The sequence below is a fragment of the Methylorubrum suomiense genome (assembly GCF_022179765.1).
Classification (GTDB): Bacteria; Pseudomonadota; Alphaproteobacteria; order Rhizobiales; family Beijerinckiaceae; genus Methylobacterium; species Methylobacterium suomiense.
In genome coordinates this window covers 53,002-73,127 of record NZ_BPRE01000021.1, presented here as the reverse complement: position 1 = coordinate 73,127, position 20,126 = coordinate 53,002, and the positions used below count along the sequence as shown (strand labels likewise).

The window sequence follows — 20,126 nt, the reverse complement described above, 5'->3', positions numbered from 1 at the left end:
CGCTGCAGCCGCGCGAGGTAAGATGGGAGCGGATGGGACAGCGTCCCGTTATCGCTTGGCTGACCGGTCTCTCGGGTGCTGGCAAGTCGAGCGTCGCCAACGCCGTTGACCGGGCACTCACCGAGGCTGGTCGCAGCAGCATGGTGCTCGACGGCGATAACCTGCGTCACGGGCTTAGCCGCGACCTCGGCTTTACCGCAGCCGATCGGGTGGAGAACATTCGGCGAGCTGCCGAAACTGCTCGGCTGATGGCGGACGCCGGCCTCGTCGTAATCGTCTCGCTGATTTCGCCATTTCAGGCCGAACGACAGGCAGCGCGGGTGCTTGCGGGCGATATCCCCTTCTTGGAAGTCTTCATCGATACCCCGCTGGCAGTCTGCGAAGCGCGCGACCCGAAGGGGCTCTATGACCGGGCACGCGCCGGATTGATTTCGGATTTCACCGGTATTTCTGCGCCATACGAACGGCCCGCGGCGCCGGACCTGACGCTATCCACTCCCGGCTTCACGGTCGCAGACACGGCACGCCCACTGTTCGATGCTTTGCTCAACCTTAGTAGATTAGAGATGCTCAAATCGTTTAGCGAAGATGTAGATAACATTTTGTCAACTGGGCGCAATTAATATTAGATCTATGTGCACTTAAGCCTCGCCGGATATTAATAAATCAAGAGTTTCGACCGACCGGGCACCACGCGCCCCGCCAGCGAGTTAGCCGTGCCGAAACTCACGGGTAAAACACCGGTGGTGCAACGCCCGTTCGGGTATGCCCAAGCGAGGCGGCGCCGTGAGACGCTTTTGTCGTCTCATGCGGGTCTGTATCAGAAATTCGAGGCACGTGATGCCAAGGGTCTAGATCGATTCGAGTCAGCCACAAGCGGACCTTACGAGGGTCCGATTAGGGTCGGAAGCGGCGGTTCACAGCGGCGGTTCAGTACGTGCCGGCCCAAGGTCGGCTCATCGCACAATGCGGCGCCCCGAGTGTACGGGGCAAAGCCGCTATGAATCAGTGGCTTACGCTGCACCCGTGGCTAATGAGAGCGGATGCATGAAAATCGCCCTTTTCGGGCTCCCCAAAAACCTCTGCAGCACCCATGGATTAATTGGCCCTCAGGGCAGCTTTCGAAGCGCAGCGGACATCCACGGGGTAACAGCCGAAAGTCCGCAACGGGTCAGGAGTTCGCCTCCTCCTTGTTCGGCTTCGCGCCACAAGCAGCCCTTCACGTGGCCAGACCGATCGACTTGAGACCCTACAGGTACTTGAGCCAAGCAATGTCGCGCCTCGACGCCTTGAAGCGTGAGAACCGGGCCGTCGGCAGGTAGAGGGGCACGATCAGCCCAGCGTACCACACCAGAACCCACCCGTAGTCGGCGACGCCGAACACGGTGCCCTGGGTCGCGCCCCAGATCGCGAAGGCGCCGTGGTAGAGCAGCCGCAGCACCGTTAGATGGAACAGGTAGAAGAACATCGGCGCGCCGCCGAACACTGCTAGCGCCGCGACGAGCGGGCGGTTGCCGATCCGCTCCAGCGCGACGAGCAGCAGCGCCCCGGTCCCGAGGGTCAGCAGCAGGAACAGCAGTGACGGCGGATACTTCGTCAGCGCGAAGAAGCTCATTGCGGTCCGCAGCGCGCTGTCCTCGACGACGAACCAGGGCGTGTCGCCGTAGCCGTTCGTCAGGCGCAGCAGCACGAAGACGACCAGCATCGCGCCGCCGAGCACCACGAAACGGCGCTCGCGCGTGCGAAGGGCGACGCCGGGCAGAAACCAGGGGCCGATGGCGTATCCGAGCACGATGACGCCGATCCAGGGCAGCACCGGATAGGTCGTCTTGGCAACCAGCCCGAGCGGAAGCGCGATGACGTCGCGCTGGTGCAGCATGGCCCAGACGGGAAACAGCGGCTGGTCGGGCCGGAGTTGGATCGGGTCGAGGAGGTTGTGACCGCACACGATCACGAGCCCGACCGCGAGGAGAACGAAGCGCGGCAGGCCGATCAGCGCCGCCAGGACGATCATGCACACGCCGATGCACCAAATCACCTGGAGCCAGAGCGTCGGGCTGGCCACGCCCCAGTACAGCTCGGAGAGGTAGAGGATCTCGAAGGCCATCAGCACGAGACCGCGCTTCACCAGATAGGCGCGCGTCTCCGCCAGGGTATGCCGGGTGCCGAACAGGTAGGCGGCCACGCCCGTCAGCGCGATGAAGATCGGCGCGCACAGGCTGACCGCGAGGCGGGCCAGATACAGGGACGGCAGGGCGGTCCTCGCGTCGATCGGATCGGCGACCGGTACGTGCAGGAACCACGTTTCGCGCAGGTGGTCGAGGAGCATCAGCACCATCACCAGTCCGCGCAGGGCATCGATCGAGACGATGCGGGCGGGCACGACCAGTGATCCTGCGGTGGATGACGGTGCGGACATCGGGTCGACGTGGGGAGCGATCATGCCGGCCATTGCTTCAGACGCCGCGCTGCGAGCGCCGTGAGGAGGAGGGCCGCCGCTCCGAGGCAGGCCAGGGTCAGAAACGCCTGACGATCGGCGGCCGCGCGTGCGTCGGCGGGCGCGAAGGCCGGTACGGCGTCATAGGCGTCAAAGTCGAGGCGCGCCGGGCAACCCGCGCAGACGGGCGCTGGGGTGACGGCTTGAGCGAGGATGCGCGGCTCGAAGAAGGCGCGCAGACTTCGCCGGTAGGCGACGGCCTCGGTGAGGAAGACCGCATGCCGCCCGGCATCGGTGCCAGAGGCGGTCTCCAGCGCGAGCGTGAGGGCGGTGGCGGGCGAGATCAGGGCGAGCCGCCGGCTCCAGGCCGAGGCCGCCAGCGCCTGCGCGCGCGCCGCCCGGTGATGGTCGGCCAGGGCCTGGTCGTAATGGGCGTCGCGGGCGAGGCGCTTCAGTTCGGGCACGTCGGCGAGTTCGGGCCGGCGCACGTCCTCCGGGAGCTTCGTGGAGAGCCACGCGGCCGTGACCCTCCGGGCCTCGTCCCCGGCGTAGAAGCGCGCCTGCGCCTGACGGCTCGCGTCGATTGCGGCGATCCGCGACGGGATCGGCGACAAGACATCAACCGCGAGGCCGAGCGCGGTGGGCAGGGCGACCGTAAGGCAGGCCCAGGCCAGCACGAGGCCGGCCAGCGCGCCCACCGCCCCGCGCCACAGGCTCGCCGCCAGCGCGCAGGCCGCGACCCAGAAGACGACGTAGGCCGCAAGCGCCGCCGCAAGCAGCGCCGCCGTCCACGACCAACCGGCGAAGTCGCCGAGGCCGCCCGAGAGCACGAGGGCGAGCGAAGTCCCGCCGAGCGTTGCAGTGACGGCGACGAGGGCGGCGGCGGCGAACTTGGCGCCGGCCACGCGGCGCGGACCCGTGGGCTGCGCCGCGATCATCCGCAGGATGCCGCTGTCGTGCTCGGAAGAGAGCCGCGTGCCGGCGAGCGCGATGATCGCGAGCGGAACGAGGACGATCAGGACGAAGGCGAGGTCGAACGGGCCGAGCCGCAGGGCGGCGGCGGAGCCGATCTCGGTGGCGGTATCGTCGAAGACCGTGCTGAAGCCGAAATCGACCTTCGTCACCGCCGGCTGCACGTCGGACTGGCCGGCGGCGAGGATGGCCAGCGGCGTCGGCGGCTTCACCGCGTAGGCCGCCATGAAGTAGGTCCGATAGCCGAAGGCGTCGGTCGGATCCTGCCAGTAGTTGACCTTGATCGCCGCCGGCCGGCCGTAGCGCAGATGCGCCGCCTTGGCATCGCGGACGGCGCGTTCGCTGTCGGCGACGGCTGCCGCCAGGGCCGTGCGTGCGGCGGCGACACGATCGGCGCCGGTCCATGCGGCGAAGCAGAGCGATGCGACGAGGGCGACCAGGATCGCCCAGGTGAGGCGCTCGCGCAGGATCAGGCGCAGTTCGGCCGCGAGCAGCCGGGGGAAGCGGGCGGCGCTCACGGCTTCAGCCTTCGGACCAGGGGGACGCACAGGCCGACGAGCCCGGCGAGCCAGAGGGCGAGCACGAGGGCCGGGACGGCGGCGTCCGCCAGCGCGCGGGTCAACGGCAGCGGCGTATGGGCGAAGGGCGGGATTTCCCCCCACAGTTCGGGTCCGGCGACAAGGGTCGTGCCGCCGTGCTGGGGGCGGTCGCGGATCTCGGTGTTCATCCGCTCCGAGATCGAGCGGCGATAGGCCTCCGCCGTCCAGACGAAGTGGGCGTGCTCGGCGAAGTCGGTACCGGCGAGCGTCTGCGACAGGGCTTGCAGAGCGATGCGCGGGGAGAGGAGGCCGGCCCAGGCGAAGACCCGCTCCCGGCCCGCGATCCCGTCGAAGAAGGCGCCGAACTCGCGGTCGTAGAGGGCGAAGTGGTGGTCGTCGTTCTCGACCATCATCAAGCCGCGCAGGTCGATGGGCAGTTCCTGGGGCTGGCTCACGCCGTAGCGGGCCAGGATCTCTCGGCTGCGGTCGTCGTTGGCCTCCGCCGTCCGGTGCGGGCGCATCTCTGCGTCGATGCGGGCGCGGACCTCGCGGTAGGACACGGCCGGCACGAGGGTCTCGACCGCGGCGGTGGCGAGGCGGGGCGCGACGATGCAGAGGCCGACCCAGATCGCGAGCGCGGCGGCCAACGCATGGCGGGCCGTGCGGGCCCTGAGGGAGACCAGCATCGCGACGAGCAGGAACAGAGCGGCGTAGGCGAGTTGCGCCGCGATCCAGGCCAACAGGCGCGGCCAAGCTTGCCAGCCCGCGGTGTCCTGCCAGCCCGCGGCGTCCCGGCCGAGGGCGACGAGCGTACCGATCCCCAGGAGCGGCAGGCCGATAACGAGGACGAGAGCAGCCGTCAGCGCCGCGAACCGGTCGGCGAAGAGACGGCCCGGCGCGATGCCGTTGCCGAGGGCGAGACGCAGCGTGCCGCGCTCCCGGTCGGCCGCGAAGGCAGAGAAGCCGAGCAGGATCGCGGCGAGCGGCACCACGAGTCCGACGATGTCGGCGACGCTGCCGAGGCCGGCGCGGGCGAGCGGGCCTGCATCCTGAACGGCGCGGTAGACCGCGTCGTTGAAGACGTGGGCCTCCACCCGCACCATCCGGCCGGTATAGGGCTCGCTGCCGGGGTCGAGTACGGCGAGCGGCGACGAGGGCTTGAACACCCAGATGCCGAAATGGTCGGCCGAATGCGGGTTCTTGGCATCTTGCCCGAGCCAGCGCGCGCGCTCGGCGGCGGTGACGGCGTCGACCTCGGCTCCGTAGCGCACGGCGTCGCGCCACGCGCCGAGCCCGGCGACGGCGAGCAGCAGGACCAGCACCGCGCCGATCCAGCGAAGCCGCACGTCGTGCAGGAACAAAGCGAGTTCCGCACCGATCCTCTTCATGCCGTGCTCTCCGGGAGCCGGTCGATGTAGAGGCGCTCCAGAGCGACATGGTCGAGGGTCTTGGGATCGATCTCCTCGACGATCCGCCCGCCGCTCAGCACGCCGACGCGGCCGGCCATCTCGTGCACCCGGTAGAGGTCGTGGGTCGCCATCAGGACTGCGGTGCCCCGCCCGGCCGCCGCGCGGATGGTGGCGGAGAAGTCCGCGGCGGCGCTGGGGTCGAGTCCGGAGGTCGGCTCGTCGAGGAGCAGCAGCCGCGCCCGGCGCGCCAGCGCCACCGCAATGCCGACCTTCTGGCGCATGCCCTTCGAGTAGGCGCCGGCCTTCCGCCTATGGGCCTCCAGGGTGAGCCCAGCTTCGGCGAGCAGGGCGTGTGCCTCGTTCCTCGACAGATCGAGGCCGGCGAGCGTCGTGAAGTAGCGCAGGTTCTCCACGCCCGAGAGGCCGGGATAGAGAGCGACCTGCTCGGGAATGTAGGCCACGTGCCGCCGCGCGCCGACGGGATCCGCTCCGGCATCTATCCCGCAGACCCGGACCGTGCCGGCATCCGCCTTGAGGAAGCCGAGGATCAGGTTGATCGTCGTGGTCTTGCCCGCCCCGTTCGGGCCGAGCAGTGCGAAGACCTCGCCGTCGCCAAGGCGCAGGTCGAGGCCACTCAGTGCCGTCCGGCTCCCGAAGCGCTTGACCGCGCCGCCGATCGCCAGAACTGGCGCGTCGGCGGGAGGAACGGACGCGCCCATCAGAACCGCACCGTCATCGTGCCGGTGAAGCGACGCGGCGCGCCCGGATAGATCCGGAAGCGGTTGAGCGAGCTCTCGTAATACTCGCTGTCGAAGACGTTCTCGACGTTCAGGCTGAAGCGGAAGTTCTCGTAGCGGTAATAGGCCAAGGCATCGACCGCGATATAGGCCGGCAGGCTGAACGTGTTGGCGGAGTCCGCTGCCCGCTCGCCGACGCCGCGCACGCCGCCGCCGATCCCGAACCCCTTCCACGGCCCGGCCTGCACCTCGTGGACCGCGAGCAGGCTGCCCGAGTGGCGCGGCACGTTGATGAGCGGCGAGCCCACCGGCAGGACGTTGTCCTCGGTCACCACCGCGTCAGCGAAGACGTAGCCTGCCAGCAGCTTGATCTCCGGCGTGATCTGGCCCGCAGCAGTCAACTCGAAGCCCTGGCTGCGGACGCCGCCCGCTGCCAGTGAAAAGGCCGTGTTGTTGGGGTCGGGCGTCAGCACGTTGCGCCGGTCGACCCGGAAAGCTGCCGCCGTCAGGCCGAGGGCACCGCCGAACAGGTCGATCTTCGCGCCGACATCATAGCCGATGCCGGTCTCCGGAGCGAAGGGGCCGGAGCGCGACGAGGCGGCCGCGTCCGGGCCGATATTCGGTCGGAAGCTGGTACCGACATTGGCGTAGAGGGCGAGTTCGGGGATCGGCTGGTAGACGAGACCGGCGCGCGGCGTGGCTGCGAAGTAGTTTTGGTCCACCTGGGAGCGGGGGATGCGCTCGCGGAACGATTGCTCGAAGAAGTCGAAGCGCGCGCCGACCAGCGCCTTCCATTCCGGGCTCAGCGCGATCTGATCCTGCGCATACAAGGCGGTATTGGTGATCCGCTCGATGTTGTTGCGGAAGCGATCGATCGGCGGGAGCGGCTGACCGTAGCGTGGATCGTAGATGTCGATGGCAAAAGGATTCCTCGCGATGGTCGATCGGTTGTAGACCGTCCGGCTGTCGGTGCTCTCGCGCTCGAAGCCGAGGAGCAGGGTATGGCCGATGCCCGCCGTGTCGAAGCGACCGACGAGTTCCGCCTGCCCGATCGCCACGTCCCAGCGGTAGTCGCGTACGTTGCGGTCGCGCGAGACGGTGCGATTGTCGGCGGCAATTGCACGGATTTCGGCGGACTCACCCTCCAGCGTGCCGGTGTTAAAGTAGGTGGCAAGCCGCATCTGCCAGTCGGCATCGAAGCGGTGGTCGACCCGTACCTGCATCGAGTTGTTGGTCTGGTACGTGCTCTGTCCCGGTTCGCCGAGGAAGCGTGAGATCGGGATGACGCCGAGCCGTCCGTTGACTGCGATCACGCCACGATCAAACACGATGCGGTTGCGCAGGAACTCGGTCTCGACGGTGATCCTGGTGTCGGGCGTGACCTGCCAGGAGATCACCGGCGCGACGAGCAGCCGGTCGCTGTCCACGAAATCGCGGAAGCTGTTCTGACGGCCCGCCGCGAGGTTGAAGCGGTAGAGGAGAGTGCCGTCCTCGTTGAGCGCGCCGCCGGAATCGACGGTGCCGCGGAACTGCTCGAACGAGCCCCACAGCCCGCCCATCTCGACGAAGCGCTCCGCGGTAGGCTGCTTGGTGATGATGTTGACGAGCCCACCCGGATCGCTGCGCCCGAACAATCCGCCGCCGGGCCCTTTGAGCACCTCGATGCGCTCGACGTTCTGGGCGTCGGGCGGGGGCGGCGTGCCGCGGTTGAGCGGGAAGCCGTTCTTGTAGATCTCCGAGGTGGTGGTGCCGCGGATCGCGTAGCTGAAGATCGACAGCCCGCCGAAATTGTTCTGCTGGGCGACGCCCGGCGTGTAGTTGAAGACGCGATCGACGCGGGTGGCGGCCAGATCGGTGATGACCTCGCGCGGGGCCACTGTGACGATCTGGGGCACGTCGCGCTGGGGCGTGTCGGTCTTGGTCGAGCTGACCGCCCGGTCGGCCCGGTAGCCCGGCGTCGGTCCGATCAGGCCGATTGCGCCGGGGACCGTCGTCCGTCCCGACGGGGGAGCGTTGCCGGCTGCTCGACCCGAGCCCTCTCCGGCGACCGAGATCTCGTCGAGCGTCGTGCTCTCCTGCGCGCGGGCCTCGAAGCCTGGTGCGCCTGCCGAGAGGATCGCGGCCAGGGCGAGGCGTGGAACGCGGCGGCGTCCGGCGGAAGCCGCGGAGTTCGGGACAGGCGGGTTCGAACGAACGGTCACCGAGGCGCTCAAGGTTGTCGAGCGGCGGCCGTGCGGGTGCCCTCGCGGGAACCGGCATGTTCAGCCGGGCCCACTCCTGCGCTCCGCCGGGGCACCCCGCCCGAGAGACGTTTCGTTGCCCAAGGCAGGTCTCCTGGCTCGCGGGTCGGTGCCCCGGCCTGGCCTTCCCGGTGCGTGGCACCAGTGACCCGGACGGCAGGGGCTCGCCGCTCACAGTTGCGGGGGCAGCTTCGGTCTCGCTCTAGAGAGCCCACCGAATTCCCTCTTCGCCCACGGACCGAAATCCGCGGGAACCTTGGCAAGTCGAACCTCGCTGATGAGGCTGGCCCGGTCAATGCACCGCAATGCACAATGAAACAGTGTTACATCTTTTGTGGCATTTGGGACACAAGTGGCTCGACCCGCAGGGCCACCAGCGTCGCGCGATTTCTCACCTAGCCGGGCAGGCTCGGCCCGCTCCTTAAGGCAATTTGACGTCGAGATGTTGTAACCGCCTGGACCTGCCATTCCATGCCAACGGCAACTTTCGGAAGCCAAGCGGCCATTTCAGCGGCCCCATTCGAAGACCGCTTATGGCGCGATGCGGCTCCACGAAAGCATAGGGCAAAGCCGCCATGAAACTGTGGCTCACGCTGCACCCGTGGCTCTTGAAACCGGATGCATGAAAATTGCCCTTTTCGTGCATCCACCACCTTTGAAGTTTGCAGCGTAACTCGATCGGCTGCCGGGGTAACTATAAAATTCTAGGGGACAGCGAAGTCGCGACAGCCAAAGGTCCGCAACGGGTGGGGAGCGGTCCCTAGCCCTTCGCACAGAAGCGGACGCTCCGCGTCCAACTCGACTCTACCGTTACGAAAGCTTCAACAGATGCTTAAAAGCAGTCGTATGAAGCACCTCCGTTTTGGTGGACACTAATCTATCGACGAAGCTGGCCCCTCGAGAGGTATGAGCCAGTGTCCGCGAAAGGCGCAGGCCGCGTGGTGATCGGGGTATGGCCCACGCGGCCTGCTGGCTGAATTTCCGTCGAGGAGGAAACGTCGAAAATTCAGCGTCTGCTCGGCGTGCAAGCGACCCGCGCGTACTGGGACGACCGGTCACCCAGCATCCAGAGGGACAGTGCGGATCTGCTTCACGCTCAATGCTCGGTACCGAAGGCTGGCAGTCGCTGACGTCGCTTGTCCATTAAGCCGCGCGGGCCGCGGCACGTCCGGCCTGGCGGCCGCTGAATAGGCAACCGCCCAGGAATGTGCCTTCCAACGACCGGTACCCGTGCACGCCCCCGCCGCCGAATCCCGATGCCTCGCCCGCCGCGTATAGGCCAGGCATGATCGCGCCATTTTGCCCGAACACCCGCCCGTCGAGGTCAGTTTCGAACCCGCCCAGCGTCTTCCGAGTCAGGATGTTCAGACGCACCGCGATCAGCGGTCCGTGAGCTGGGTCGAGGAGCTCATGGGACTTGGCGGTGCGAACGAGCTTATCGCCGAGCGACTTGCGGGCGTTGTGGATGCCCATCACCTGCGCGTCCTTGCAGAATGGGTTCGCCATCTCTCGATCCCGGGCCACAATCTCGGCACGGATGCCATCGAGGGAGAGGCGGTCGTTGTCGACGAGCGCGTTCATGCCCGCGACGAGATCGTCCAGGTTCAGCGTGAGGGTCTCGGCGACCTCCAGCTTGTAGCCCGGATCGGCCATGGTCAGGTCGAAGCGCTGCAGGATCATGGAGAGCACGAGCTGCGCTTCCTGGAGGGCGAAGCCGCGCCCGATGCAGGAGCGCATGCCGTTGCCGAAGGGCTTCCAGGCGTTCGGGGGCAGCGTCTGTGCGGTCTCCGGGGCGAAGCGCTCGGGCCGGAACGCCTCGGGTTCGTCCCAGACTGCCGGGTCGCGGTGCAGCATCGGCGTGAGGACGAACAGGGCGTCCTCCGGCGTGACCGGATAGCGGCCCGCCAGGGTGGTCGGCTCCTTCGGGGCGAGCGCGAAGGCGGGGGCGGTCGGCCACAGCCGCAGGGACTCCTGCAGGATCTGCTCCACGTAGCGCAGCTTCGACAGGTCCTCGACCTGCGGACGCTCGCCGCCGAGCACCTCATCCACGATGCCGCGCGCCTTCTCCAGGACCTTGGGGTTCTTCAGCAGCAGGTACAGGGCGAAGGACAGGAGCCCGCTCGTGGTCTCGTGACCCGCGATCAGGAAGGTCACCATCTGGTAGCGGATGTTCTCGTCCGACAGCCCCTCGCCGGTCTCCGGGTCGCGTCCTTCCAGCATCAGGTTGAGGAGGTCGTGGCGCGAGGCGGCGCCCGGAGCCGGTAGGCGCTGAACCGCTACTTTCCACCCGCCTATGACCTCTCGCAAGTCTGCTTGTCAGCGACTCATCGGCCTGGAACGGCCGAACATGGCAGTTTGCACTCGAGCGGTTCACAGTTGCCGGGGCGCGGATAGCGTACCTTTGACCTGACCGGCTGGCTTTGGACCAGACTGATTAAGAGGATCAGCCAGGACCGAAGGAGCTGGGCATGGAGCGAGGTCAGAAGACGGGTGCGGAGCAGGTCGTGCTGAAGCTGCGCCAGATCGAGGTGCAGACGGCCCAGGGCAAGAGTTTGACGCTGGCCTGCAAAGAGGCCGAGATCTCCGAGCAAAGCTACTATCGCTGGCGCAAGGAGTACGGCGGCCTGCAGGTCGATCAACCGGCACTGGACTGGGCTGGCGCGGGGTCGGCGTGCGGGGGATAGGCCAAACCAACGGAGCGTTATCCGGCCCACCGCAAAACTTCGCACCGGCTGCTCCGCGCTGCTCTGTCCGCCCCCACACCGCAATGGCTGGCGGCTTGGGCAGGGGTCGTGAATTCGAATTCCGTTACTCCGACCACTTCAAACCGAAGGGCCGGAACGGCTTTCAGGCACGGCTTGAGATGTTTTCGCCACCGCTCCTGTCAGCAGGGTGTTCATCGCCGACCGGCGGAATCCCTCGGAACCAAATCGGCCGTGCCGCGATCCCCGACCGTCGCGCAGGATTCACGTGCTTCACAGGCTATGCGAGGCAGGCTGAGCGTCGCGATCGGCAAGGATTTGTCACACCCGCAGGCGGTTCATCGCTGCGGCGAGGGCGTAGGTGGCCCGATCGCGGGCGAATTCCAGGTTGATCTTGGCGATGCGCGCCTCGGCGAGTTCGGCCACCGTGTTGAGCACGTCGACGGTGGTCATCGCGCCGAGCCGCAATTCCATCTGCCGGCCCTGCACGGCGCGGGCAATCTTGCGCACGCGCTGCTCGGCTTGGCCCACCTGCTGGATCGTCGAGCGGCGCTGGTGGAAAGCGGCGGTGACCTGGGCGAGCAGCGCGCGCTCCAGGTCGAGCGCCTCGTAGTCCTTCTGGCGCGCCCATGCGTGCTCGCGCGACAGGTTCGAGAAGGAACCTGGCTGATAGATCGGGATCAGCGCTTGGAGCAGCGTGGTGGTGTCCTTCACGTGGTAGGGCGTGTTGGAGACGACGCCGCGCCGCGACTGGGTGAAGACGAGATTGAGCTGGGGCGAGAATTGCGCATAGGCCGCCCTTGCCGTGAAGGCGGCGGAATCGGCGTTGAGTCTCGCGGCAATCAGCTTCGGGTTATTGCCGAGTAGGATACCGCGCAGTTCCTCGGCCGTACCCGGCAGGAGGCTATTAGGCACCAGCGGAAGCTGACTCGGATTCGCGCCCGGGCCCGCCAGCCGCACCAGTTCGATCTCGGAGACCGTCAGGGCGGCGCGCGCTTGTTCGAGCGCCCCCTGGGCGGCGATCACCCGCGATTCGGCGAGCGCCGCCTCGGCGTTGGTCGCGTCGTTGACCGACCGGCGCAGGGCGACGCTGCGGGCGACCTTCTCGACGTCGGCGAGCCCCGCCTCGCGCAGTCGCACGATGGCGCGGTCGCGCAGAACCGCGAGGTAGGCGCTCGCGGTGTCGAGCAGGATCTGCTGGGCCTTGTCGTCCTGAAGGCCCCGGCCCGCCGCCGCGGCGCTGCGGGCGGCCTGCATGTCGTTAAAGCGCTTCAGCCCGTCATAGAGGGGCATGGTGAGTTGGAAGCCCTCGCTGTGCGGCTGGCGGCGGGCCAGCGTGTCGGTCCTGCTCGGGGCCAGGGGATCGGTGAAGAGGTCGGGCGTGTAGGTGATCTTGCTGTCGAGCCGGTGGTTGAAGGCGTAGCCGACGGTCGGCAGGAAGGCCTCGTAGCTGCCCCTGAGCTTCGCCTCCATGCCGGCCTGACGCTCGTCATCCGCCATGCGGTCGAAACTGGTGCGAAGGGCCATGCCCATCACCGCCTCGATGGGTTCGGGCCGAGCGGGGGATGCCCACAGCGCCAGGAGCCCGGCGCCGACCCCGATCGCCGCGGCCCTCCGTCCGAGCCGGCCGCGCGATCCCGATCCTGTTCCCCTCGATGCCGCGGCCATGCGGAGATCCGACCCGTTCGCGCCCCATCGCGCGGTCGGATTTATCAATCATCGATCGAGGTTAATTGGGTATGAAGCGCGGAAAGACTGCACAAAATGGGGATGCACTGATGCAGGGCAATGAGCGGTCAGCCCAGCACCCGCATCAAGTGGAACAGTCACCGCGCGGTCTCGGGATCACCGCCCTGAGCACGCGCACCGCGCGGCCGGCAGCGCGGCGAGGGCGCTTGCCGGGCTTCTCGATCAAGCGGAATTTTCTGGCTCGGCCAGCACCAGCATCAGGGTCAAATCGGCGGCGAGCACCGAACGAACCGCCTCACCCGCCTCGGCCTCGACACTGGCCGCGAGGCGCAACGCTGCCTTGCCCTCGGGCAGGGCAGTGACGCTGGTGAGCGTGAAGGTGCCGCGCAGGCGCGTGCCCGATGGCACGGGGGCGAGGAAGCGCACCCGGTCCGCGCCGAGGTTGAGCACGGCCCGGATGCAGGGATGCGCCGGAAGGGCCTCGCCCGCGGCAGCGCCGAGGATCGACAGGGTCAGGTAGCCGTGCGCCACCGTCCCGCCATACGGCGTCTCGGCGGCCGCGCGCACCGGATCGACATGGACGAACTGGTGGTCGCCGGTGGCCTGCGCGAACAGGTCGATCCGCGCCTGATCGATCAGGGTCCAGGCGGAGGTGCCGATCCGCGTGCCGACCCGCTCGCGCAGGGCCGCCAGGAAGGCGGTCGGCCCCGGCGGGGGGAGGGCGGCCGCGGGCAAGGGGGCGGGCAAGGGGGCGGGCGAGTCTGCGTGCAGCAGGATGGGGGAGGCGCTCATCGGCTCGGTCGGCTCAGTTCAATCGACGAAGGATCAGGCTCGCGTTCAGCCCGCCGAAGGCGAAGGAATTCGACATCGCCGCCGGGATCGCCATGCCCCGCGCCGTCAGGGGAATCGCGTCGAGGGCGAGTTCGGGATCGGGGTCGTCGAGGCCGGCGGTCGGCGGAGCGAGCGCGCGGCGCATGGCGAGCACGGTGGCGACCGCCTCCAGCCCACCCGCGGCGCCCAGGCTATGGCCCGTCGAGCCCTTGATGGAGGAGGTCGGTGGCAGGGCGCCCGCCCCGAACACGTCGCGCATCGCCTGGACCTCGGTGAGGTCGTTGGCGCGGGTGCCCGTGCCGTGGGCGTTCACGTAGGCGATCTCGGCGGGCGAGAGGCCTGCATCCTGAAGCGCCGCGCGCATCGCCCGGGCCATGCCGTCCGCGGTCGGCGCGACGATGTCGCCCGCATCCGCCCCCGAGCCGAAGCCCGCGACCGCCACGTCGGGCCGTAGCCCGCGGGCCCGGGCATGCGCTTCGCGCTCCAGCACCAGCACGCCGGCGCCTTCGGCCACGACGAGCCCGTCCCGATCGCGGGAGAAGGGTCGGCAGCCGGTGCGGCTCATGATCTTCATGGCGTTCCAGGCGAGCAGCGTGCCGCGCGACAGCGGCGCCTCGGTCCCGCCGGTGATCGCCACGTCGACCGCGCCGCTGCGCACGAGGGCCGCCGCCACGCCGATCGCGTGGGTTGCCGAAGCGCAGGCGCTGGCCACGACGAAACAGGGGCCTTGCGCCCCGTAAGCGATCGACACCCAGCTCGCCGAGGAACTGCCCATCGCCCGCGGCACGGAGAAGGGATGCGGGCGCTTGCCCTGCGCGAACAGGCGTTCGTACTGGACATCGAGACTGGTAAGCCCGCCTCCGCCGTTGCCGAGCACCACCGCGACGCGCTCCGGCGCAACCGTGCCCGGCACGAGCCCGGCCTGCGTGAGCGCCTGCCCGGCGGCGGCCACCGCCAGGACGGCGTTGCGGTCACAGGCCGCCGGCAACGGGATCGGCAGATCGGCGAAGGTGCTGCCTTCCTCGACCGCGCCGACGATCACGCCGGAATCCGGCAGGGCCGCCGCCGGAGCGAAGGCCGGACGGCCCGCGATGAGGTTTGCCCAGAACGTCTCGACGTCGAGGGCGCCGGGGGCCGCGACCCCCAGCCCGGACACGACGACGGTGCTCACGCCGCCCGCGCCTTGGATGCGAGGGACGCGTGAATCATTTGGACGACATCGCCGAAGTTCATCTCGCTAACAGGGCGAGAATTGGCGTTGAAGTTGATCTCGACGCCGAAGCGTTCTTCGATCTCGAAGACGATCTCGACGAGGTCGAGGGAGTCGACCTGTGCTTCTTCCATGGTCGTCTGCGCGGTCCAGGCCGCGTCAGGGCTCTTCAGATACTTTCGCATGATCGCCAAGAGGCCCGCCTCTACATCTTCTTCTCCTTGAGCGGCAGGCATGGAAATACCGGTATTGGTGAGGGCGTTATTGGTGGTATCGGGAGTGATAGCGACAGTCATGACTGCTCCTCGCGGTGACAATGCGAGTGTCATAACCGGAACACGCCTTTGCAAGTGGTTTATCAGATTTTAATCAATCAATGTGCAGCTTGGTAAATGCGCTAAACAGACTATCGGTGGAAAATTGAGTCTACGCAGTTCGCAACACTTGATCAGATGGGATCGAAAGTCCAGTTTTGCGTCGTGGTCAGCAGATGGCCGCCCGGCGGAGCGAGGGCTGCGCCGGCGTGACAAGGAAGATTTTCATGACGAAGCTCGATCTCTCGACCCTGAAGACCGTTTCCGGCGGCACGAACAGCTCTTCGAGCTCGTCCGATCACGGCAACCATCACCACCACAAGAGCAACAGCAAGGACAAGTCGTAAGCCCTCAGGCTCGTCCTGATCGCCCCGGACGCATCGTACGGGGCCCCGCCCACGGCGTACGCTCGTGCGCCATGGGCGCCAGCAGACCGGCCTCCGCCCTATCGGTGGCCGCGCATCGCCCCATCCCCGTGTTGGTCCCGGCCAAGCGCCCCGCCATGGGCCGAGCGCTGCCATGATCGAGGTCACCCGCAAGCAGGCCTTCGTCGCGGGCCTGCCGTTGCCGGCGCGCCGGCGCGTGTTGCGAGCCTCCTGGCGGGCGCGGCGCATCTTGCCGGGGACCCTGCAGGGGTCTGGTCGCATGGGCATCGATACGGTGCTGGAGCGGACCCTGCGCGTGTCGCGCGCGGACAGTCTGCGCCTCGATGCCGAGGCCGTTTTCTCCGACAATCTTGTTGAGCTCGAATGGCTGGCGCTGCTCAACCGTTCGCACGACGACATCCGTGACGACCTGCGCCATGTGCGCATCCCCGATCAGGGTCTGATCGAGCGCGTGGCCGCGAGCGGCCGGCCGGTCATCCTCGCGCCGCTGCATATGGGCTGCTTCGCGCTGCCCTTCGCGGGCCTGATCCATGCGGTCTTCCGCGGGCGGCGGATGCTGATCCTGCGCGCCCGCGAGGACCATGCGATCGATACGCAGGTGATGCAGCGCATCAACGAGGCGGGCGTGGAGATGCGCTTCCTCAACGTGCGCCATAAGCAGGATTTCATCGATGCGATCCGCTTCGCTCGCTCCGGCTCGGTGATCGTCTCCTTCCTCGATCTGCCGGCGAGCTACGGTGTGGCCGCGGACACGACCTTGTTCGGACGTCCGGCCCGCCTCGCCATGGGCATCGACGGCCTCGCCCGCCTTACCGAGGGGACGGTGCTTCCGTTGTGCGTCACCTCCGATGTCCAGGGCGACACGGTCCATGTCGGCCAGCCCTTCGAGGTGGCAGACAATTCAGTCGAGACCAAGCGCCGCGTCACCGAGGACGTACGCCGTCACATCGAGGCCTCCGTGCTGCGCGCCCCCCAGCAATGGTACATGTGGCCGCGCTTGGACGAATTCCTGAGTGACGCGCCCGACCCAGTTCACGATCGCTCGGCCGGCGAGAGCGGAGCCGCGGCATGACGCCGGCCGACACGCCCGACACGCCCCCGCCCGAAGCGGCACACGAGGCGCCCCTGGGCGGCCCCGCCTCGCCCGAGAACCCGGTCCAGACGATCCCCGCCGCGCGCGTGCTGGAGACGATCGACCTGCGCCAGGACCGCAGCGCGACCGTCTCGGCGCTGTTCGTCGTGGTCACCGTCGTCGCGGTGGGTGCGGGCCTGTGGTTCGGACGCTTCGCCCAGACCGAGAGCGTGCGCGGGTACGTCGCCGCGACCGGCGGCTTCGCGCGCCTCGACGCCCCGCGCTCCGGCGTGATCTCGCGCATCGATGTGAGTCAGGGCGCCGCCGTGCGGGCGGGCCAGCCCCTCTACGCCCTGCGCATGGGCACCGCCGCCTCGGGGGGCGAGTCGGCGGTCGAGACGGAGATCCGCAATCTCCAGCAGACCCGCCGGGGCTATCAGGACGAGATCGCCCGCGCCGACGCCTTCATCGTCGAGGCCACTCGCCAGCAGGAGCAGATCGAGGCCGACCAAGCGCCGTTCTACGCGAGCCTCGCCGAGCAGGCGAAGCGCAATCAGGCCGCGGCCGAGAAGTCGCGCATGGCGGTGCGCCGCATCGCTGCCTATGTGCGGCAGGGCGACGCCACCCGCGATCTCTTGGAGCAGCACGAGCGCACCACCTTCGACTACGAGCGGCAGGTGGCCGACCTGCATCTGCGGCGCATGGAGTATCAGCGCCAGGACGCGGAACGGAAGCGCGCCTTCCGCGAACTCATCGTCGCCAAGCAATCGCAGAAGGCCGCCGCCCAGAGCCAGATCGAGGCCACCGACAGCCGGCTCGCGGCCCTGCGCACCGAGGCGCTCCTGGAAATCCAGGCCCAGCGCGACGGCACGGTGCTGGCGCTCGCGGGCAAGGTCGGCGACTCGGTCAAGCCCGGTCAGTTCGTCGCCGCGATCGGCGATGCCGGCGCCGCCCCGGTCATCGTCGTCGAGGCGCCCGCCCGGGCGGTCGGCCTCGCCAAGGTCGGGCAGCGGGTGGTGCTGAAATACGACGCCTTCCCGTTCAAGACCTTCGGCATCCACCACGGCACGATCAGCTACATCTCGCAGGCTGCGATCCGCGGCCCGATCACCGAGGAGAAGCTCGATGGCGGCCTCGATCCGCGGCCGGTGCCCCTGCAATCGGCCTACCGCATCGAGATCGTGCCCGACCGGACCGATGTCGATGCCTATGGGGAGCGGGTTCCGATCCGGGTCGGCTCGACGCTGTCGGCGGACATCGTCGTCGAGCGCCGCCGCCTGATCGATTGGATGCTCGATCCGATCCGGGCGCTGCGCGGACGCTGAGAGCGCCCCCCGGAACGCATTCCCCACGGTGGCCGACCGCCGCGGGGACAGGGACATTCCCAGGACAGACGCCGATGTTCGCCGCCACCTTCGCCCGCTTTTCCGGCACCGCGCACAAACGTCCCGTGCGCACGGTGATGCAGAGCGAGAACATGGAATGCGGGCTCGCCTGCCTCGTCATGGTCGCCAACGCCTACCGGCACGACCTCGATCTGCCCTACCTGCGCGCGCTGTTCCCACCCTCGCGGCGCGGCATGACCTTCGCCGAGATCGTCGAGGTGGCCGGCCAGATCGGCCTCGACGCACAGGGACTCGGGGTCTCCAACATCGGCGAACTCGCCAAGGTGAACTGCCCGGCGATCCTGCACTGGAACGGCAACCACTTCGTCGTGCTCGAGAAGGTCGTGCGCGGCGCCTTTCACGTTCACGACCCGGCCTTCGGTCCACGGATCTATGCCCGAGAGGACATGGAACGGCATTTCGGCGGGGTTGCCCTCGAATTCGAGCGGCGCATCGATTTCAAGGCGGTCAAGGCCGAGCGCAAGTCGCTGTTCTGGAGCGTCTACCGCTCCTGCCGCGGCATCGAGCACACGATCGGGATGATCGCCGTTCTCTCCTTTGCCGCGACCCTCTTCACGCTGGCGACCCCCGTCTTCCTGCAAACCGCCATCGATACGGTGATCCCGCAATACGATCTCGACCTCCTGACGGTGGTGATCGTCGGCCTGATCCTATTCAGCGCCTTCGAGGCGGTCTCGCGCTGGCTGCGCGACGTGATCACCCTGCGGGCGGCGACGATGTTCGAGATCCACTTCACCCGCAACATCGTCGGACACGCCCTGCGCCTGCCGCTCGGCTTCTTCGAGGCCCGCCATCCCGGCGATTTCGTCACGCGGCTGAACTCGGTCGATCACATCAAGACCTTCCTCGTGACGGGCTTCGTCTCCTCGATCGCCGACGGCACCATGACGGTCCTGTTGATCGGCATGATGTATTACTACTCGCCGACCATGACGGCGGCCTCGCTCGCCACGCTCGTCGCGGCGATCCTCGTGCGCTTCGCGACCTATCCCGAGATCGCCCGCTCGACCGCGCAGTCCCTCGAATCGCGCTCCGAGGAGCAGGCCCGGCTGCTCGACGGGCTCGGCCAGATCGCCGCCTTGAAGGTGAGCAACTCCGGCAGCTTCTTCGCGCTCAAGTGGCTGGAGAGCTTCACGCGGTTCGCCAATTTCAGCTACCGCTCCAAGAAGCTGTCCATCGACGCGGACCTGTTCCTGCACCTGATCTTCATGCTCGGCACGGTCGCGACCTTGTACATGGGCGTGACCGACGTGATGAAGAGCACCCTTTCGGTCGGCGTGCTGTACGCCTTCTTTGCCCTGCGCACCTCGTTCTTCAACAGCATGAACACGCTGATCATGAGCCTGCTGCAGCTCTCGGTGATGCGGGTGCATTTCGGACGGCTCGACGACGTGCTCGACGAGGCGCCCGAGCCCGCGAGCGAGGGCGTCCACATCGCCCGGGTGATCCGGCGCAACGTCAGCCTGGAGGACGTGGCGGTGCAGTTCGGGGCGGGCCAACGCCCGCTGCTCGCCGACGTGAACCTGACGATCGACATCGCCCGGAACGAGACCATCGCGATCATCGGCCAGTCGGGCTGCGGCAAGTCCTCGCTCCTGCGCATCCTGGCGAGCCTGCATCCGACCCCGCGCGGCCGGGTTCTCGTGGACGGGCGGGCGCTCGACGCATTCGGCGTGCATGAGTACCGCGCCAATATCGGCTGCGTGTTCGCCGACGACAGCCTGTTCGCCGGGACGGTGGCCGAGAACGTCGCCCTGCACGCCCCCGATGTGAGTCAGGCGCGCATCGAGGAGGCGCTCGGCTTGGTCGGCCTGCTCGACGCGGTGCAGGGATTGCCGCAGGGTTACGCGACCCTGCTCTCCGACGAGAGCCCGCTGCTCTCCACCGGTCAGCGGCGGAGGCTGATCCTCGCCCGTGCCCTGTGCCGGCGCCCGCGCCTTCTGCTGCTCGACGAGGTGACGGCCAATCTCGATCCGGCCTCGGAGGCCGACCTCGTCCAGACACTCATTCGATACCCCGCGGCCAAGGTGTTCGTGACCCATAGCGGCCATGTCTTGCCCTTTGCCGACCGCGTCCTGAAGGTGAGCGGCGGGCGGCTCGTTGACGTCACGGCGCAGGCCAGCGAGGCGGCTTGAGGCGTCCCTGACCGAACGCGTCTCGCGCGGACGTCCGCATCGGAGAT

13 protein-coding genes, 3 pseudogenes and 1 riboswitch are annotated in these 20,126 nt (G+C 68.0%); of the genes and pseudogenes, 5 read left to right on the top strand and 11 right to left on the bottom strand.

Features of this window, described 5'->3' with window-relative positions:
• The first annotated feature begins 32 nt into the window (after positions 1–32).
• Positions 33–623: an adenylyl-sulfate kinase gene (gene cysC, locus MFF26_RS24055; protein WP_137831427.1), complete on the top strand. Its 591-nt coding sequence runs from the start codon at positions 33–35 to the stop codon at positions 621–623.
• 626 nt (positions 624–1,249) lie between these two features.
• Here the strand turns inward: cysC and MFF26_RS24050 are convergent.
• The 7 genes and pseudogenes from MFF26_RS24050 to MFF26_RS24020 form a co-directional block, all read right to left on the bottom strand.
• Positions 1,250–2,383 carry an acetyltransferase domain-containing protein gene (locus MFF26_RS24050; RefSeq protein WP_238308754.1) on the bottom strand — a complete coding sequence of 378 codons (1,134 nt, stop codon included), beginning with the start codon at positions 2,381–2,383 and terminating at the stop codon, positions 1,250–1,252.
• 56 nt (positions 2,384–2,439) lie between these two features.
• A complete protein-coding gene (locus tag MFF26_RS24045; protein ID WP_171015581.1) occupies positions 2,440–3,927 on the bottom strand; it encodes a DUF3526 domain-containing protein in 1,488 nt (495 codons plus the stop codon).
• A complete protein-coding gene (locus MFF26_RS24040; protein WP_137831424.1) occupies positions 3,924–5,336 on the bottom strand; it encodes a DUF3526 domain-containing protein in 1,413 nt (470 codons plus the stop codon). Before MFF26_RS24040 ends, MFF26_RS24045 begins: the two co-directional genes overlap by 4 nt.
• On the bottom strand, positions 5,333–6,076 hold the full coding sequence (locus MFF26_RS24035) for an ABC transporter ATP-binding protein (RefSeq protein ID WP_137831423.1): 744 nt from the start codon (positions 6,074–6,076) through the stop codon (positions 5,333–5,335). Before MFF26_RS24035 ends, MFF26_RS24040 begins: the two co-directional genes overlap by 4 nt.
• Positions 6,076–8,295 (bottom strand): TonB-dependent siderophore receptor, encoded by a 2,220-nt coding sequence (locus MFF26_RS24030; protein ID WP_373324531.1) that lies wholly within the window; start codon positions 8,293–8,295, stop codon positions 6,076–6,078. The genes MFF26_RS24035 and MFF26_RS24030 overlap by 1 nt, the downstream gene beginning before the upstream one ends.
• A gap of 106 nt (positions 8,296–8,401) precedes the next feature.
• Positions 8,402–8,608, bottom strand: a riboswitch (cobalamin riboswitch).
• A gap of 869 nt (positions 8,609–9,477) precedes the next feature.
• A pseudogene (locus MFF26_RS24025) lies at positions 9,478–9,936 on the bottom strand (FAD-binding protein); the annotation flags it as partial.
• A 54-nt stretch (positions 9,937–9,990) separates the two neighbouring features.
• A pseudogene (locus MFF26_RS24020) lies at positions 9,991–10,641 on the bottom strand (cytochrome P450); the annotation flags it as partial.
• A gap of 161 nt (positions 10,642–10,802) precedes the next feature.
• Here MFF26_RS24020 and MFF26_RS24015 point away from each other — a divergent pair.
• Positions 10,803–10,973 (top strand): annotated as a pseudogene (locus tag MFF26_RS24015) (transposase); the annotation flags it as partial.
• Between the two features lie 384 nt (positions 10,974–11,357).
• On the opposite strand, the gene MFF26_RS24010 reads toward MFF26_RS24015, so the two are convergent.
• The 4 genes from MFF26_RS24010 to MFF26_RS23995 form a co-directional block, all read right to left on the bottom strand.
• Positions 11,358–12,563 carry a TolC family protein gene (locus MFF26_RS24010; RefSeq protein ID WP_238308753.1) on the bottom strand — a complete coding sequence of 402 codons (1,206 nt, stop codon included), beginning with the start codon at positions 12,561–12,563 and terminating at the stop codon, positions 11,358–11,360.
• 384 nt (positions 12,564–12,947) lie between these two features.
• Positions 12,948–13,517, bottom strand: coding sequence for a MaoC family dehydratase (locus MFF26_RS24005; protein WP_283207423.1), 570 nt, complete (start codon positions 13,515–13,517; stop codon positions 12,948–12,950).
• Positions 13,518–13,530: 13 nt separating this feature from the next.
• Positions 13,531–14,727: a beta-ketoacyl-[acyl-carrier-protein] synthase family protein gene (locus MFF26_RS24000; RefSeq protein ID WP_137829812.1), complete on the bottom strand. Its 1,197-nt coding sequence runs from the start codon at positions 14,725–14,727 to the stop codon at positions 13,531–13,533.
• Positions 14,724–15,062 (bottom strand): acyl carrier protein, encoded by a 339-nt coding sequence (locus MFF26_RS23995; protein WP_238308752.1) that lies wholly within the window; start codon positions 15,060–15,062, stop codon positions 14,724–14,726. The genes MFF26_RS24000 and MFF26_RS23995 overlap by 4 nt, the downstream gene beginning before the upstream one ends.
• Positions 15,063–15,599: 537 nt before the next feature.
• On the opposite strand from MFF26_RS23995, the gene MFF26_RS23990 reads away from it, so the two are divergent.
• The 3 genes from MFF26_RS23990 to MFF26_RS23980 all read left to right on the top strand — a co-directional run bounded on the left by MFF26_RS23990 (position 15,600) and on the right by MFF26_RS23980 (position 20,079).
• Positions 15,600–16,538 carry an LpxL/LpxP family acyltransferase gene (locus MFF26_RS23990; protein WP_137829813.1) on the top strand — a complete coding sequence of 313 codons (939 nt, stop codon included), beginning with the start codon at positions 15,600–15,602 and terminating at the stop codon, positions 16,536–16,538.
• Entirely contained in the window at positions 16,535–17,863 is a 1,329-nt protein-coding gene (locus tag MFF26_RS23985; RefSeq protein ID WP_137829814.1) for an HlyD family secretion protein, read from the top strand. Before MFF26_RS23990 ends, MFF26_RS23985 begins: the two co-directional genes overlap by 4 nt.
• A 74-nt stretch (positions 17,864–17,937) precedes the next feature.
• Positions 17,938–20,079 carry a peptidase domain-containing ABC transporter gene (locus MFF26_RS23980; protein ID WP_238308751.1) on the top strand — a complete coding sequence of 714 codons (2,142 nt, stop codon included), beginning with the start codon at positions 17,938–17,940 and terminating at the stop codon, positions 20,077–20,079.
• Positions 20,080–20,126: the final 47 nt, after the last annotated feature.

What these genes read in the sequence shown, in the direction of transcription:
- cysC (WP_137831427.1), top strand. Translation starts at nt 33, where the DNA reads ATGGGACAGCGTCCCGTTATCGCTTGGCTGACCGGTCTCTCGGGTGCT.
- MFF26_RS24040 (WP_137831424.1), bottom strand. Translation starts at nt 5,336, where the DNA reads ATGAAGAGGATCGGTGCGGAACTCGCTTTGTTCCTGCACGACGTGCGG.
- MFF26_RS24035 (WP_137831423.1), bottom strand. Translation starts at nt 6,076, where the DNA reads ATGGGCGCGTCCGTTCCTCCCGCCGACGCGCCAGTTCTGGCGATCGGC.
- MFF26_RS24010 (WP_238308753.1), bottom strand. Translation starts at nt 12,563, where the DNA reads ATGGCCCTTCGCACCAGTTTCGACCGCATGGCGGATGACGAGCGTCAG.
- MFF26_RS24005 (WP_283207423.1), bottom strand. Translation starts at nt 13,517, where the DNA reads ATGAGCGCCTCCCCCATCCTGCTGCACGCAGACTCGCCCGCCCCCTTG.
- MFF26_RS23995 (WP_238308752.1), bottom strand. Translation starts at nt 15,062, where the DNA reads ATGACTGTCGCTATCACTCCCGATACCACCAATAACGCCCTCACCAAT.
- MFF26_RS23990 (WP_137829813.1), top strand. Translation starts at nt 15,600, where the DNA reads ATGATCGAGGTCACCCGCAAGCAGGCCTTCGTCGCGGGCCTGCCGTTG.
- MFF26_RS23985 (WP_137829814.1), top strand. Translation starts at nt 16,535, where the DNA reads ATGACGCCGGCCGACACGCCCGACACGCCCCCGCCCGAAGCGGCACAC.
- MFF26_RS23980 (WP_238308751.1), top strand. Translation starts at nt 17,938, where the DNA reads ATGTTCGCCGCCACCTTCGCCCGCTTTTCCGGCACCGCGCACAAACGT.